This is a genomic window from Microbacterium aurantiacum (assembly GCF_040532595.1).
Lineage (GTDB): Bacteria > Actinomycetota > Actinomycetes > Actinomycetales > Microbacteriaceae > Microbacterium > Microbacterium chocolatum_B.
This window is the reverse complement of sequence record NZ_JBEVYX010000001.1, coordinates 260,815-275,705: the sequence shown is the minus strand read 5'-3', so window position 1 is coordinate 275,705 and position 14,891 is coordinate 260,815. Positions and strand designations below refer to the sequence as shown.

Sequence of the window (14,891 nt, the reverse complement as noted above, 5' to 3'; positions counted from 1 at the left end):
CAGCTGGGCGCGAAACAATAGACGGATGCACCCGAACCCGAAGCGTCGATTCGAACCGATCTACTCGATGGCGGTCGGCGCGGGCCGCGTGTTCTTCGGGGGAGTGCTGCAGCTGCGGCCGAAGATCACCGGCGCCGAGGCGATCCCGAAGTCCGGGCCCGCTGTGCTCGCGATCACCCACTTCGGATACATGGACTTCGCCCTCGTCGAGTGGGTCGCGTGGCTGCGGACCCGCCGTCGGGTTCGGTACATGGTGACCAAGCGCGCCGCTGACAAGCCCGTGGTCGGCTGGCTCCTGGGCCAGATGCGACACATTCCAGTCGACATGTCCGCCGGGCGGGACGCCTACACGAACGCGGTCGCGGCGCTGAAGCGCGGCGAGGTGCTCGGTGTCTTCCCGGAGGCGGGCGTGAGCGCGTCGTTCACGGTGCGCGAGCTGAAGACGGGTGCCGTCCGGATGGCGGCTGCCGCCGACGTTCCCGTCATCCCGGTGGTTGTGTGGGGCGGACAGCTCCTTAGGACGAAGAACCATCGTGCGAGCTTCCGCGAGGCGTTCCGGGCTCCGATCCGGGTCTCGATCGGGGAGCCGATGCACGTGAGCGAGTCCGACGATCCGGTTGAGGCCACGGCCGCGTTGCGCACGGAGCTCGAGACTCTGCTCGCAGATGCGCAGGCGACCTACCCGCGGTCCGGCGAGGGGCAGTGGTGGCAGCCGGCGCATCTCGGCGGATCGGCGCCGACCCCCGAGGTTGCGGCCGAGATGGAAGCAGAGCGTCAGCGAAAGAGGGCTGCCGAGAAGCGCTGAATGGGGGAGGATGCTCAGCATGGCCGAGGTGCTGATCTTCCACCACATCCAAGGGCTCACTGACGGGGTGCGGGCGTTCGCCGATGACCTCCGACGCGCGGGGCACGTCGTGCGCACTCCCGACCTGTTCGACGGGCGCACCTTCGCCACCATCGATGACGGGTTCGCGTTCGCGCAGGAGGCCGGATTCGATGCCCTGCGCGAGAGAGGAGTGACGCTCGCCGACGAGTACGGCACCGACCTCGTGTACGCCGGGTTCTCGTTCGGCGTGATGATCGCGCAGCAGCTGGCGCAGACGAGGCCCGGTGCGCGCGGAGCGCTCCTCATGTACTCCTGCATCCCGGTCTCGGAGTTCGGTGAGGCGTGGCCCGCCGGACTCCCCGCGCAGATCCACGGCAAGGAGAACGATGAGTTCTTCCAGGAGGACCTGCCCGCGGCCCGCGCGCTCGCCGACTCGTCGCCGTCGGTCGAGCTGTTCCTCTACCCCGGCGCGCAGCACCTGTTCGCCGACCCGTCTCTCGACGCCTTCGACCCTGAGGCGGCCGCGTTGCTGCTGGAGCGCGTGAAGGGGTTCCTCGCGACGGTCTGAACCGATGCCGGGGGAGCGGCACCGATTCGCGGTGGGGCGGATTGTGAACGTACCCGCTACTCTGCATCCCGCCCGTGGACTGGGGTGGGGCCTCTAGTTGAATTGCGGCAGACGTCCTAGCGGCCGGCACCTTCATCGAAAGGCGGTTAGCGTAGAGCGGTTGCGTGTGCGTCGGGAGGCAATGTGGTCACGGGTGAACTAAAACGTCAGGTCGACAAGGTGTGGGACGCCTTCTGGTCGGGCGGAATCGCGAACCCGGTCGAGGTGATCGAGCAGATCACCTACCTGCTGTTCATCAAGCGCCTCGACGATCTGCAGCTGCTCGCCGAGAAGAAGGCCGCGCGATTCGGCGAAGAGGTCGAGAACCCGGTCTACCCCAACGGCTACGACAGCGACGCGCCCGGACGCCGTCCGTACGCCGACCTGCGCTGGAGTCGGTTCACGAACTTCGCGCCGGCCGAGATGTTCGAGGTCGTCTCCGATCACGTCTTCCCTTGGTTGCGCCGCCTCGGCGCCGAGGGCTCGAGCTACGCCCGCAACATGCGCGACGCCCGGTTCACGATTCCGACCCCGGCGCTGCTGACCAAGGTCGTCGACCTGCTCGCCGAGATTCCGATGGGAGACCGCGACACCAAGGGCGACATCTACGAGTACATGCTCATGAAGCTGTCGACGAGCGGCACGAACGGGCAGTTCCGCACCGCGCGGCACATCATCCAGCTCATGGTCGACCTCACCGAGCCCCGACCCGACGATCGCATCATCGACCCCGCGGTCGGCACGGCCGGCTTCCTCGTGACCGCCGAGGAATATCTTCGCGAGCACCACCCCGAGATCTGGTCGGATGCCGCCACCCGCGCCCATTTCAACGGCCCGATGTTCACGGGCTACGACTCCGATGCGGCGATGGCCCGCATCGCGAGCATGAACATGCTGCTGCACGGCGTCGAGAACCCCACGATCGAGCGGGCCGATTCGCTGACCGAGGGCCACCCCGGCGACGACAGCTACACGCTCGTGCTCGCCAATCCCCCGTTCGCGGGGTCGCTCGACGACGAGACGGTCGCGAAGGATCTGCAGAAGGTCGTCAAGACCCGCAAGACCGAACTGCTCTTCCTCGTTCTCATGATCCGGATGCTGCGCAACGGCGGCCGGGCCGCCGCCATCGTGCCCGAGGGCGTGCTGTTCGGGTCGAGCAACGCCCACAAGGCGGTGCGCAAACTGCTCGTCGAGGATCACAAGCTGGATGCCGTCATCAAGCTGCCGAGTGGAACATTCAAGCCCTACACCGGGGTCTCGACCGCGATTCTGCTGTTCACGAAGACCTCGTCGGGCGGCACCGATCAGGTCTGGTTCTACGACGTGCGCGCCGACGGCATGACCCTCGACGACAAGCGCACCCCGATGGAGGCGAACGACCTCCCAGATGTGCTCTCCCGCTGGCGGAATAGGGACGCCGAGGCAGAGCGTGCCCGCACCGACCAGAGCTTCCTCGTGTCGAAGCAGGAGATCGTCGATAACGGCTACGACCTCAGTTTGAACCGGTACAAGGAGATCGAGATCGAGGAGGTCGAGCACCGCTCGCCGACGGAGATCCTCGACGAGCTCGATGCTCTGGAGGTCGAGATCCAGGACGGCCTGAACCGCCTGCGGGAGATGCTCGCGTGACGTGGGAGACCGTTCCGCTCGGTGAGGTCTCATGGCTAAATCCGCGAGGCGACTCGAGCATCGAACCGGGAACATTCTTGGGGATGGCAGACGTGTCCGAAAACGGCACGACCACGACGGGCACAGGCGTCGAGCCTGGCGATCTCAAGGCGGGTTACACGCCGTTTCGAGACCGCGATCTCCTGGTTGCAAAGATCACCCCCTGCTTCGAGAACGGAAAGATCGCACAGGCCTCTCTGCCTACGAAACTCGGCTGGGGTTCGACTGAGTTCCATGTTGTTCGGCCGAACGCTGAGTTACTCCACGATCGCTACGCCTTGCACTACCTCCGAACCCCGTCGGTCCGAGCCAACGGCACGATCCGCATGACGGGTAGTGCTGGGCAACGGCGCGTGCCCTTGTCCTATCTGCAGTCGCTGGAGATTCCGCTTCCACCCCTCCCCGAGCAGCGCCGGATCGCCGCGATCCTCGACGAGGCCGACGCGCTCCGCGTAAAGCGCGCAGTCTCGCTTGAGAAGCTCGCTGACGCGGCGGACGCTCTATTCGCTATGCAAGCGAGCGAGGAGTGGGCGCTAACAACGGTGGACACGGTCGCTGATCTGCAGGGCGGGTTGACAATCAACGGCCGCCGCCAGCAGCTTGAGCAGCAAGTCGGTTACCTGCGCGTCGCGAACGTGATGCGAGGTCGGGTCGATTTTGACGAAGTGAAGACTCTCGGCGTCACCGCGGCGGAGGTCAACCGCACTGCCCTTAAACCTGACGATGTCGTAGTGGTCGAGGGCCATGGAAATCTCGATGAGGTGGGCAGAGCCGCGCGCATTCCCGACATCGGCACCACCGTGCTCACACACCAAAACCACCTGTTCCGACTGAGGCCCCGGGCAAGCGTCATCACCGGCACATTTCTGGAACGGGCGATGAACTCCGCCACCAGCCGGGAGCACCTTCGCCGAGTAGCGAATACTACTTCAGGGCTAAACACGCTCAACGCCACAAGTGTGCGAAGCACACCAATCCGCGTGCCACCGATCTCCGTTCAAGAGTCGCTTGACCGCGATCTCGGCCGCGTGGACGAGCAATTGGCCCGTGCACAACGCTCACATTCCGGGCTCGAATCGCTTTTCGCATCCCTCCAGCACCGCGCCTTCCGAGGAGAACTATGACCGACTCCGGCCCCCAGGCCCGCGTCTCGACCATGCCGCGCTGGTTCGAGTTCTTCCGCCCCCTCCTCGAGGTTCTCGACGACGGTCGCACGTGGCAGAAGCGCGACATGGAGCGCGCAATCATCAAACGCGTGGGTCTGTCGCAGGCCGAGATCGAGGAGACGCTGGGGTCCGGGCAACCGCGTGCGCTGAATCGGATCGGCTGGGCCACATCCGCCCTTCGCCGCGCCAAGGCGATCGAGTCGCCGGCGAGGGCGCACTTCCGGATCACCGACACGGGCCGGCAGCTGCTCGCTCTGCATCCGGGTCCCATTCCTGAACCGGCGGTCTACGCCATTCCCGCCTACAGCGAATACGTGCCCATCAAGGGTCGTCGGGCCGCGCACGCCGACGTCACGACGCCTGACCTCGACGATGCGGATCCCGATGAGCTGATCAGCTCAGGAGTGCAGCTGGTCGCCCAGGAGACGAGCGCGACCCTCCTCCAGAGACTCAAGGAGAGCGACCCGTACGACTTCGAGCGCGTGGTGCGCACGCTGCTCGTGCGCATGGGCTACGGCAAAGACGGCAAGATGACGCCGCTGACCGGCTCGGGCGACGGCGGCCTCGACGGTGTGATTGATCGCGACGAGCTCGGTCTCAGCAAGATCTACGTGCAGGCCAAGCGCTACGCCGAGGCGACCATCGGGCGCCCGAAGATCCAGGAGTTTGTCGGAGCCCTGGCTACTCGCGGCGCGAACGTCGGCGTGTTTTTCACGACGAGCAGCTTCACCGCCGAGGCCGTCGACGCGGCCACGCGCGTGCCCCAGGAGATCGCGCTCGTCGACGGCGCGCGACTGACCGCCCTCATGATGCGGCACAAAGTCGGCGTGCAGGTCGCGCGCACGATAGAACTCCTCAAGGTCGACGAGGACTTCTTCGCGGGCGAGTGACTGCTACTTGGTTTGGTTTGGGTGGCGGGTATGCACCTGCTCGAGGTGCACGACGCGGTCCTCGACGTAGAACCAAATGCGAGCATTGCCGTGGAGTGTGGGCTTGTGCTGCCATCTCTCGTGCGTCGCTCCATCACGTGTGACGAACTGCAGCTGGCCTCTCAGCGGGTAGTTCGTGGGCGTTTTTTCCAGTGGAGACCGCGTCAGGAAATCCCACGTGTCGGCGAGCGGACCACGAATGGTGGCGACGAGATCGACCCATCCGCGGCGCGCTGAGCCCGAGGCGAAGCGGATCTCGTATTCGCTCTTCTTCGTCGGCCGCTCGACCTTCGAGCCCTTCGCCACGATTACGGCCGCTCGACCTTCTCGTCTTCGTCAAGCCATTCGACGGGCGCCGCGTGTAGGCCCGCGGCGATTGCGGTCGCGGTTTCCTGCCACGCGATCATCTCGGCGACCGCCAGGTGAGCTTCGCCGGTCGCGAAGGAGGCGCGCGCCGATTCGAGCAGATCGCGGGCGCAGGTCTGTCGATCATCCGCGCTGAGCGCAAGCATCCAGGGGAATCGGTCCGCCATACGATCGGCCAATGACCCCCTGTCGTCGGTGGCGACAGCGATCAGCTGGGCTGCGAACTGCATGAGCTGGTCGCGGGATTCTGCCTCGCGCTTCGACATAAGCACCAGGTCTTCTCCGTCGCGCCGAGTCACGTCCACCGGGTGCTCCTCAGCAGCCGCGAAAACTTTAGGCGCGTTGCGGCTGAGCTCAGAGGACCGGAAGCTACGCGCGGGAAGGAGGGAAGCAGACATACACCCCATCGTACTTCAGAATGAGTTCAGAACGGGCGTCGATTGCTCAGCCGCGCGGCGGCCGCCACACGATGTGACGACCGCCCTCCCCGCTCAGTAACCGATTGCAGCGAGGTCGAACTGGATCTCAGCGTCGGTGAAGCCCTCGAACTCGAGCTGCTCGATCGGACCCGTGCGGGAGAACCCGGCGAACAAGAGGTAGGACTTGGCCTTCGCGATCGCGTTCTCCTGTACGAGGGTGTACGCCGGCTTGGGCGCTTCGGCGGTGACGAGCACCTCGGTGCCGGCATCCGCCTGGCGCCCCTCGCTGAGCGTCTGCGTGGCCACGACCCAGTCATCGCCGGTGCCATCAGGCGTCGCGATCACGAACCCGGCCTCCTCGAGGGCCGCCCGCGCCTCGGCGACGGTGAGCCCGACGAGAGCCGGAACCTCTTCGCGGTCATCGATCGGCTCGGGCTCTTCGGCCGGCACCTCCTCCGCGACCTCGGCGACCGTCGCCGGGTCATCCCCTTCGGCATCGTCGGCCGAGCCTCCGCTGATGGCGCTCGCGATCATGCTGATGAGCACGAGCGCGGCCAGCGCGATGAGCGCCCACTGCCACCACTTCAGCTTCCGCAACCCGCGGCGCGGCGCCACGGCGACCGATCCGCCGGCAGCGGACACGGTCGCGGCGGGGGTCGCCGTCGCGGGGGTCGTCGCCGCGGTTGCCGCATCTGCGGATGTCGGCGCAGTGTGCGAGGTCCACTGCGCGCCGTCCCAGTAGCGCTGCGCGCCGGAGTCGTGCGGATCGGGATACCATGCGGCGGGCGGGAGCTGCGGCTCACCGCTCCCGTCGGCGCTCTGGTCGGTGTTGTTGTTGCTGTTGTCGGACATGACGAACCTTCTGGTCGTTCGAGGCGCACACCCCCAGGCGTGCACCACCGGCCGACGGCCAGTCGTTCAGGACACACCAGACCTCCGACATCGCGGTCCGGCGGGCCAACCGGGGACGCGTCGGCGCTTGTGGATAGCATGGCGAAAGGCGGGGGCCGAGCCTGCCGCAGGGAGCCGCGCGTTGGGGAACTTCGACTTCATCCGGGATGGCTGGCCGAAAGTCTGGGAGGCCGCATCCCGCGCTGAGTCGTACCTGCGCAGCGACCCGCGCGCGTCAGCGACGTACGCCCGCCGGGCCGGCGAGATGTTCACGGAGTGGATCTACGCCGCCGAGGCGCTCGCTCGCCCTTATGACGATTCGTTGGCGAACCTCACCGCCCAGAGCGATTTCCGGGCGACCGTTGGGCCCAACGTCGCGGGCAGCCTCCGCATCGTGCGGACGATCGGCAACGACGCCGTCCACAAGGAAGAGGCGATGCCTCTCGGTCGTGCCCGGGGATCGCTCGAACAGCTGCACACGATCTGCCGATGGCTCGACCACGGCTACGGCGATCCGGATGCCCCCGGGCCGCCGCCTTTCGACTTCGCCGAGGTTCCGCCGGCGCCAGCCGCCGTGATCCAGCGCACCCGCGCCGAACTCGAACGCGCCCAGGAAGACTTCGATCAGGCACGCCGCGCTCTCGCCGAAGAGCGCGAGCGCAACGCGGCCCTGCAGCAGGAGCTCGAGCGGCTGCAGGCCGAAGCCGCCGCGGCGAAGGCAGCGAACGAGGCCGTGAACGCCGCCCGCGGCATCCCCGATCCGACGCTCGCCAGCGAAGCCGAAACGCGCCGCGACCTGATCGATCTGCAGCTTCGCGAAGCGGGCTGGCCGCTCGCCGACGCGCGCGATCGTGAGTGGCCGGTCACCGGCATCCCGAGCCCGTCGGGCGCAGGCAACGTCGACTACGTACTGTGGGGCGACGACGGCAAGCCGCTCGCCGTCGTCGAGGCCAAGCGGACGACGAAGAGCGCCAAGGAGGGCAGGCTCCAGGCCGAAATCTACGCCGACGCCCTCCAGCGCGACTTCGGCCAGCGGCCGCTGATCTACTACACGAACGGCTTCGAGACGTGGCTGTGGGACGACCAGCGCTACCCGCCCCGCACCGTCGCCGGCTATATGACGAAGGACCAGCTCGCCCTCGCGATCCAGCGCCGCGCCTCGCTGAAACCGCTCGCCACGACATCCGCCGATCGATCGATTGTCGAGCGCCCGTATCAGCTGCGCGCGATCCGCGCGGTGACAGAAGCGTTCGAGCACCAGCGGCGCCGCGCCCTGCTCGTCATGGCCACCGGCACGGGCAAGACGCGGACGGTGATCGCGCTGGTCGACGTGCTGCAGAAGGCGAACTGGGTCAAGCGGGTGCTGTTCCTGGCCGATCGCACGGCGCTCGTCACCCAGGCCGTCGGCGCGTTCAAGACCCACCTGCCCGACATTGCGCCGGTCAACCTCGTGACCGACCGCGACAGCGACGGGCGCGTGTTCGTCTCGACGTATCAGACCGTGATGGGCCTGATCGATACGGGCGGCGACGAGCTGCGCCCCTTCGGCCCCGGGTACTTCGACCTCATCGTCGTCGACGAAGCACACCGCTCGATCTACAACCGCTACGGCGAGATCTTCTCGTACTTCGACGCTCTCGTCGTCGGTCTCACCGCAACCCCGCGGGCCGACGTCGACCACAACACCTACCGCCTGTTCGAGCTCGACGACGGGGTGCCGACCGATGCGTTCGAGCTCGACGATGCGATCGCGGGCGGCTACCTCGTACCTCCGGTGGCGCGGCCGATCGATCTCGGCTTCATGACGCGCGGCATCCGCTATGCCGACCTGAGCGAGGCCGAACGCGAGCGGTGGGACGAGCTGGAGTGGCAGGACGGCGAGATTCCCGACGCGATCGACGCCGCCGCGATGAACCGCTGGCTCTTCAACGCCGACACCGTCGACAAGGTGCTCGACGTGCTCGTGACCGAAGGACGTCGCGTGAGCGGCGGCGATGTGCTCGGCAAGACGATCGTGTTCGCGAAGAATCAGCGGCACGCGGAGTTCATCGAGTCGCGGTGGGACGCGAACTTCCCCGAGCTTCGGGGCGAGTTCGCGCGTGTGATCACCTACGCGGCGGGACCGTACGCGCAGACGCTCATCGACGCGTTCTCGACCCCGGCGAAGCTTCCGCAGATCGCGGTCTCGGTCGACATGCTCGACACCGGCATCGACGTGCCCGACGTCGTGAATCTCGTCTTCTTCAAGCCGGTAAACTCGCACACCAAGTTCTGGCAGATGGTCGGACGCGGCACGCGCCTGCGCCCCGACCTCTACGGTCCAGGCGACGACAAGCGGGACTTCGTGATCTTCGACGTCTGCGGCAACATCGACTTCTTCAACCAGGAGCTGTCCGAAGCGCCGACGACACGCTCGCTGTCGCTCTCCGAGCGCACGTTCCTCCAGCGCACACGCCTGCTCGCGGCCCTGCGCGATGTCGACGAGACGGATGCCGCCGCCCTCCGCGCGGCGATCGCCGGGCGCCTGCACACCGCGGTCGCCGGCATGAACCGCGATAACTTCCTGGTGCGGCGCCACTTGCGCGCGATGGAGCGGTTCGGGGACCCGCGCGCGTGGGAGACGTTCGACGCCGATGACGTCGAGGCCGCCGCGGAACTCGCGGGCCTGCCCTCGGCGGCCGAGCACGACACCGACGAAGCCGCCAAACGGTTCGACGCGCTCGTGCTCGACGCTCAGGTCGCGGTGGCGAGCGGCGAGCCCGTGCCCGCGGGGGTCGTCTCGCGCATCGTCGGGATCGCTCAGGCGCTCGGCGATCAGCGCAGCATCCCGGCGGTCGCCGCGCAGGCGCAGTTCATCGACGCTCTCGTCGACCCGACCTGGTGGGACAACCTCGACGTCGTGAGGCTCGAGCGGGTGCGGGTCAAGCTCCGCGAGCTCATGCGCCTCATCGGACGCGAGAATCAGGCGATCGTCTACTCGGACTTCGAGGACACCCTCGATCCTGCGCGCGAGGCCGTGCTCACGCGCGTCGTTCCGGGCCTGAATCGCCGCGCGTTCCGCGAGAAGCTCTTCGGCTTCCTCTCGGGCCGGTCGGACGTGGCCCTGCACAAGCTGCGCACCGGGCGACCCCTCACCGCCGTCGACCTCGCTCAGCTCGAGGAGGCGCTCACCTCCGCCGGTGTCGTCGACGGGGCGCAGCTGCACGACGAGGCAACGGGCGCGGGTGGTCTCGGCCGGCTCATCCGCTCGATCGTCGGCATGGAACGCTCCGCGGTCGAGGAGGCACTCGCCGACTTCGTCTCGGCGCCGGGCTTCACTCACCGCCAGCACGCGTTCGTCGACCTCGTCGTGCAGCAGCTCACGATCGCCGGCTATATCGATCCTCGCCGGTTGTACGAGGATCCCTTTGATGGCGTCGCGCCGGGCGGCCCGGACGAACTCTTCAGCGATGCTCAGGTGACGGATTTGATTGCACGGCTGCGGCAGCTTGACGAGTCGGCTGAGCCGAGGGAATCGGCTAGTGCGTAGAAGAGTGAAGGCGTTCCCCGCCACGGTCTGGCGATCGGGTCGGCGGGGACGGTTACGCCCGGGTGCTCTAGAGCCTCGATAAACGCCGCCCGGCGAACGTCGCCGGGTCAGCCGTCCTTCGCGCAGTTCACGCGTCCCCGACGGCGGCCGCGCCGGACGTGCGGCGGCTCATCGCTCGCCCTCGATCACCGCGGCGAGGCGCCGGAAGAGCTGGTCTGCGGGGTGTGCCTTCGGCGTGTAGTCGGACAGGTTGAAGAACACCGCGATGGTCGCCCCGGTCTCGTTGTCGTGGAAGGTCGCGGCGGTGTAGCCGAGCCCCTCGCCGTTGTGCCCCCACCATCCGTCGGTCTCACCCATGCCGAGCGCGTAGATGTCGTAGGGCGGGCCGGCGTCGAGCGGGGCGCCCTGCTGACGCTCGGCCTGGGTCGCGGCATCCAGCAGCGTCCCTTCGGCGAGGATCTCTCCCCACACGCGCGCGTCGTCGAGGGTGGTGACCATCGACCCGGCAGGACCGAGCACCGAGAAGTTCTTGATCTGCTCCTCCCACCCGGTGCCGTCCTCGGCGCGGGAGTAGCCGACCGCGTGCGGCTCGGACCACGTGGAGACATCGAGGAGGTAGCGGGTGCCGGTCTGCCCGAGCGGTTCGAGGATGCGCTCGTTCAACGCCTCGGCGAAGTCCTGCCCGGTGGCGACCTCGACGACCTTGCCGAGGAGGTTGGTGTTCGCGTTCGTGTAGACCCGCTCGGTGCCCGGGGCGAACTGCGCCGGCTGGTCGACGACGTAGCCGTTCAGCTCGTCGAGGGTGAACAGCCGCTCGGGGTCGTCGATGAAGAAGTCCTGGATGAACGCGTCGGTGAGGTAGTCAGAGTTGCCGCTGGACATATCGGCGAGCTGACGCAGGGTGATCTCGTCGCCGTCGGTGATGCCGTCGACGTACTGGTCGATCGTGTCGTCGAGACCGATGACACCCTCGTCGACGAGCTGCAGGATGAGCGTCACCGTGTACGACTTGGTGATGCTGCGGATGGGCCACTGCATGTCGGCCGTCACCGGCTCGTCGGTCTCGACATCCGCGACGCCGGCGACGGCGGTCCACGAGCCTTCGCCCGGAATCCACACGCCCACCGCCCCGCCGGGCACGTCGTACTCGGCCATCGTGTCGTCGAGCGTCTGCTGCAGCGCTGACACCAGCTCGGGGGAGAGCTCGCCCTCGGGTGCAGCGGGTCGCGAGATCGCAGGAGTCGTCTCGGTCGGGGTGATCACGGGCGCGGCGGCCGGTGCGGCGCATGCCGTGAGGACGACGGATGCCGCGGCCGTGAGTGCAAGGGCGAGCGTCGCCCGGTGGGGGCGTGGGGTGCGGGAGGTGCTGTGGGCCGGGTGGGTGCTGTGGGTGCGGCGGGTCATGGTCTGCCTCTCGCGGTGATCGGGCACGGGCGACCCCAGCCTCACGATCGGGTACGTGGGCGGACGGGGGCGAAACGAGCTCGGGTCGCGGTCAGGTCCCCAGGGGTGTCGTCTTGAGGCTATCGGGGTCAAGACGACGCCGTCCGGGAGATGACGGGGGAACCGGGGTGGTCGCCGATGGTGTCGCGGCGGGCGTGGTTCACGCGGGCGGGGATTCGGAGCCGAGTGTTACCGTTCGTGACTGCGTTTCGGGCGGTTTCGCCCTGACCCGGCATCCGCTCCGAATAATCGGAAACACCCGACTCCGCCACGTCTCACCGCCGGCGGACTTCCGAGACAGGAGCCCTCATGACCACCTCGAACACCATCGCCGCTGAGGTTGCCGGCTTCGTCCCCGGCTTCTCGAACGCCGTCGGCCCGACGCTCACCGCCGTCTTCGACGAGGAGCAGAGCGACCTGCGTGCCGGCGGAGTGCCGGACGGGGCTGTGTCGGTGGGTGACACGCTGCCCGCGGCGACCGTCGTCGACGTGCGTGGCGAGTCGCACGACCTCGAGTCGCTCCTCGGTGAGGGCCCGGCGGTGCTGGTGTTCTACCGCGGCGCGTGGTGTCCGTTCTGCAACATCACCCTCGCGCACTACCAGCGCACCCTCGCACCCGAGCTCGACGAGCGCGGTGTGCGCCTGATCGCGATCAGCCCGCAGTCGCCGGACGGCACGGCATCCGCTGTCGAGAAGGGCGAGCTCGGCTACACCGTCGTCTCCGACCCCGGTAACGCGCTCGCCGGCGCGCTCGGGATCGTCACCGCTCCGAGCGGCGCCGCGCAGGACGCGCACACGCAGCTCGGCTTCGCGGTGAAGGACAGCAACGCCGACGACACCCCCGCGATCCCGTTCCCGTCGGTGATCGTCGTCGATGCCGCGCGGACGGTGGCGTTCGCGGACATCAAGGTCGACTACACCCAGCGCACGGAGACGGTGGAGATCCTCGCGGCGGTGGATGCGCTGTAGAGCGGGGCGCAGCTATTCGGCTCAGGAGGCCGAACCCCAGTCAAGGCAGATGCCGATCAGGCGTCTGCCTTGACTGCGTGACCGTTGCTGCGCTTCCGAACCTCCCGGAGCACCATCTGCTCAGGGCAAACAGCGGACAGGAAGTCGCCGACGGACAGGGCCAGGCGTTCACCGACGAGTGAGTACAGGATGCGGTTCGCATCTCGTCGCTCGGTGACGAGACCCGCTTGCCGCAACACCGAGAGGTGCCTGGAGATCGTCGGGCCGGTGGCATTGAAGCGCGCCGCGATTTCCCCGGCTGCGAGCTCGCCGTCCTTGAGGTCTTGGAGGATCTGCCGCCGCGTGGGATGCGCAAGTGCCGCGAAGATGTCTGACACCGAATCTGTCACTGTTGCAATATAGCACTGATGCTAACTAGCATTTAGCTCCATTGCTAATAAGCGAAGGAGCATCGTTATGCGAGTAGCCATCACCGGGGGCACGGGCTTTGTCGGCCGTCACCTCGCGGAGAAGCTCGACCCGACCGACACCGTCGTCATCTCCCGCCGAACCGGCGTCCACGTCGACGATATCGACGCCCTGGCGACAGCGTTCGAGGGGTGCGAGGCGGTCGCGCACTGCGCCGGGATCAACCGTGAACTGGGGGATCAGACCTTCGATCGGGTCCACGTGGAGGGCACCCGTTCCGTGGTCGAAGCCGCTCGTCGGGCTGGTGTGAAGCGCATCGTGATGGTGAGCTTCTTACGGGCTCGACCCAATTGCGGTTCGGGCTACCACGAGACCAAATGGGCGGCCGAGGAGCTAATCCGTGCATCGGGCATCGAGTACACGATCCTCAAGTTCGGAATGATCTACGGCCCCGGAGACCACATGGTCGACCACGTCGCCAAGGCGGTGCGGACGTTGCCCGTCTTCGGCACGGTCGGGTATCGCGAGAAAAGGGTGCGCCCGGTGCCCGTCGAAGACGCGGTGGATGTGTTGGTCGCGGCAGTTGGCGGGCGCGTGCCCAACCAGACGTACGCCGTAATGGGGGTTGAGGAGCTGGAGCTCGGTCAGGCAGTCCGACGGATCGCGGGCGTTGCGGCTCGCCAGCCTGTGTACGTGCGACTTCCGGTGTGGGTGATTCGCGCGATCGCGCAGCTGACCGAGTGGTCGATGGTGACCCCGCTTGTCGCGAAAGCCCAGGCCAGGATGCTTGCCGAAGGGGTCAGTGAAGCCGCTCCGCCGGCACCGGAACTTCCGGCGGATCTTCGTCCTCGCCTGCCGTTCGATGAGGCTCGTATCCGCGCCGCGCTACCGCGCGGGCGGTTCACCTCCGACGATCTACGGGTGGTGCGGTGGATCCGGCGTCGCCGCTCGGGTGCATGACCGGGGCGCTGAAGAATCAGACAGGACTGCTGAGAATGGGAAGCAACCGGCGGTGTCCTACCAGGGGGTTCCACGCAGATCGACGTCGCCTTCCGGCCAGTCTCCGAGCTTGGCGTGTACCGGCCGAATCAATATCGGAGTGTTCGCCGAGATCTCGACAGTCGTCTGATCTTCCCTGGAGATGCAGCGCTCCACGACCTCCACACGGGACCAGCCGACGCTTTCGTAGAAGGGGACCACTTCCTCGCGGCAACCGAGGTAACCGAACCGTGCATCGGTCCCCCCGAGCATGCTTTCATGGCAGGCCCACATGAGCTGGCGGCCGAGACCGCATGAACGGTGCTCGGGGTGCACGAGTACGCCGCCCACTCCGGCGATGAGTATGTTCCCCCGACCGATCCTGATCCAGCGAGTCTGGAACCCGACGTGGCCGATGACGCGCCCTGCGTCGGTCGCGATGACGTGCACGTCGGCGGGTGAGTAACCGTAGGGGCGGTCAGGGTCCCACTCCCCGTGACTCGAGCGGTACTCGCGGTCGAAAAGGTCTCTGAGGGAAGTGAGTTGGGCGCGGGTCAGATCCCGGTGTCGTACGCTCGCGATGCCCTCGGCCACAAGACGACCGTACCCCTGCCGACGGATGAGCTCCTCAGGTCGATCCGACCCTCGGCCAGCCTGCGACGCTAGTGATCCCGCGAGCAACGCTGCGCGTC

Annotated in this window: 14 protein-coding genes; 8 read left to right on the top strand and 6 right to left on the bottom strand. The window is 67.3% G+C overall.

Features of this window, described 5'->3' with window-relative positions:
• Positions 1-25 precede the first annotated feature (25 nt).
• The 5 genes from ABXJ56_RS01345 (at position 26) to ABXJ56_RS01325 (ending at position 5,157) form a co-directional block, all read left to right on the top strand.
• Positions 26-805: a lysophospholipid acyltransferase family protein gene (locus ABXJ56_RS01345; RefSeq protein WP_353997950.1), complete on the top strand. Its 780-nt coding sequence runs from the start codon at positions 26-28 to the stop codon at positions 803-805.
• Positions 806-824: 19 nt separating this feature from the next.
• Positions 825-1,394, top strand: a complete 570-nt coding sequence (locus ABXJ56_RS01340) for a dienelactone hydrolase family protein (RefSeq protein WP_353997949.1) — start codon at positions 825-827, stop codon at positions 1,392-1,394.
• Positions 1,395-1,577: 183 nt separating this feature from the next.
• Positions 1,578-3,062, top strand: a complete 1,485-nt coding sequence (locus ABXJ56_RS01335) for a type I restriction-modification system subunit M (protein ID WP_353997948.1) — start codon at positions 1,578-1,580, stop codon at positions 3,060-3,062.
• Positions 3,059-4,225, top strand: coding sequence for a restriction endonuclease subunit S (locus ABXJ56_RS01330; RefSeq protein WP_353997947.1), 1,167 nt, complete (start codon positions 3,059-3,061; stop codon positions 4,223-4,225). Before ABXJ56_RS01335 ends, ABXJ56_RS01330 begins: the two co-directional genes overlap by 4 nt.
• Positions 4,222-5,157, top strand: coding sequence for a restriction endonuclease (locus ABXJ56_RS01325; RefSeq protein ID WP_353997946.1), 936 nt, complete (start codon positions 4,222-4,224; stop codon positions 5,155-5,157). Before ABXJ56_RS01330 ends, ABXJ56_RS01325 begins: the two co-directional genes overlap by 4 nt.
• Positions 5,158-5,160: 3 nt before the next feature.
• On the opposite strand, the gene ABXJ56_RS01320 is transcribed toward ABXJ56_RS01325, so the two are convergent.
• From ABXJ56_RS01320 to ABXJ56_RS01310, 3 genes are all read right to left on the bottom strand, one after another.
• Complete coding sequence (locus tag ABXJ56_RS01320) at positions 5,161-5,502, bottom strand: hypothetical protein (RefSeq protein WP_353997945.1); 342 nt, start codon at positions 5,500-5,502, stop codon at positions 5,161-5,163.
• A 2-nt stretch (positions 5,503-5,504) separates the two neighbouring features.
• Positions 5,505-5,960, bottom strand: a complete 456-nt coding sequence (locus tag ABXJ56_RS01315; RefSeq protein ID WP_353997944.1) for a prevent-host-death protein — start codon at positions 5,958-5,960, stop codon at positions 5,505-5,507.
• 93 nt (positions 5,961-6,053) lie between these two features.
• Positions 6,054-6,833, bottom strand: coding sequence for a DUF2510 domain-containing protein (locus tag ABXJ56_RS01310; protein WP_353997943.1), 780 nt, complete (start codon positions 6,831-6,833; stop codon positions 6,054-6,056).
• Positions 6,834-7,014: 181 nt separating this feature from the next.
• Between ABXJ56_RS01310 and ABXJ56_RS01305 the strand changes: the two genes are divergently transcribed.
• Entirely contained in the window at positions 7,015-10,401 is a 3,387-nt protein-coding gene (locus tag ABXJ56_RS01305; RefSeq protein WP_353997942.1) for a DEAD/DEAH box helicase family protein, read from the top strand.
• 168 nt (positions 10,402-10,569) lie between these two features.
• Here the strand turns inward: ABXJ56_RS01305 and ABXJ56_RS01300 are convergent, their stop codons facing one another.
• Complete coding sequence (locus ABXJ56_RS01300; RefSeq protein WP_353997941.1) at positions 10,570-11,805, bottom strand: serine hydrolase domain-containing protein; 1,236 nt, start codon at positions 11,803-11,805, stop codon at positions 10,570-10,572.
• A 348-nt stretch (positions 11,806-12,153) separates the two neighbouring features.
• Between ABXJ56_RS01300 and ABXJ56_RS01295 the strand changes: the two genes are divergently transcribed.
• Positions 12,154-12,813, top strand: a complete 660-nt coding sequence (locus ABXJ56_RS01295; RefSeq protein ID WP_353997940.1) for a peroxiredoxin-like family protein — start codon at positions 12,154-12,156, stop codon at positions 12,811-12,813.
• Between the two features lie 56 nt (positions 12,814-12,869).
• Here the strand turns inward: ABXJ56_RS01295 and ABXJ56_RS01290 are convergent, their stop codons facing one another.
• Positions 12,870-13,202 carry a metalloregulator ArsR/SmtB family transcription factor gene (locus ABXJ56_RS01290; RefSeq protein ID WP_353997939.1) on the bottom strand — a complete coding sequence of 111 codons (333 nt, stop codon included), beginning with the start codon at positions 13,200-13,202 and terminating at the stop codon, positions 12,870-12,872.
• 67 nt (positions 13,203-13,269) lie between these two features.
• Between ABXJ56_RS01290 and ABXJ56_RS01285 the strand changes: the two genes are divergently transcribed.
• Positions 13,270-14,181: an NAD(P)H-binding protein gene (locus tag ABXJ56_RS01285; RefSeq protein ID WP_353997938.1), complete on the top strand. Its 912-nt coding sequence runs from the start codon at positions 13,270-13,272 to the stop codon at positions 14,179-14,181.
• Positions 14,182-14,238: 57 nt separating this feature from the next.
• Here the strand turns inward: ABXJ56_RS01285 and ABXJ56_RS01280 are convergent, their stop codons facing one another.
• Positions 14,239-14,793, bottom strand: a complete 555-nt coding sequence (locus ABXJ56_RS01280) for a GNAT family N-acetyltransferase (RefSeq protein WP_353997937.1) — start codon at positions 14,791-14,793, stop codon at positions 14,239-14,241.
• Between the last annotated feature and the right edge of the window lie 98 nt (positions 14,794-14,891).

Coding starts and splice junctions, on each gene's coding strand:
- ABXJ56_RS01345 (WP_353997950.1), top strand. CDS start 26: ATGCACCCGAACCCGAAGCGTCGATTCGAACCGATCTACTCGATGGCG.
- ABXJ56_RS01285 (WP_353997938.1), top strand. CDS start 13,270: ATGCGAGTAGCCATCACCGGGGGCACGGGCTTTGTCGGCCGTCACCTC.
- ABXJ56_RS01310 (WP_353997943.1), bottom strand. CDS start 6,833: ATGTCCGACAACAGCAACAACAACACCGACCAGAGCGCCGACGGGAGC.
- ABXJ56_RS01295 (WP_353997940.1), top strand. CDS start 12,154: ATGACCACCTCGAACACCATCGCCGCTGAGGTTGCCGGCTTCGTCCCC.
- ABXJ56_RS01315 (WP_353997944.1), bottom strand. CDS start 5,960: ATGTCTGCTTCCCTCCTTCCCGCGCGTAGCTTCCGGTCCTCTGAGCTC.
- ABXJ56_RS01325 (WP_353997946.1), top strand. CDS start 4,222: ATGACCGACTCCGGCCCCCAGGCCCGCGTCTCGACCATGCCGCGCTGG.
- ABXJ56_RS01300 (WP_353997941.1), bottom strand. CDS start 11,805: ATGACCCGCCGCACCCACAGCACCCACCCGGCCCACAGCACCTCCCGC.
- ABXJ56_RS01340 (WP_353997949.1), top strand. CDS start 825: ATGGCCGAGGTGCTGATCTTCCACCACATCCAAGGGCTCACTGACGGG.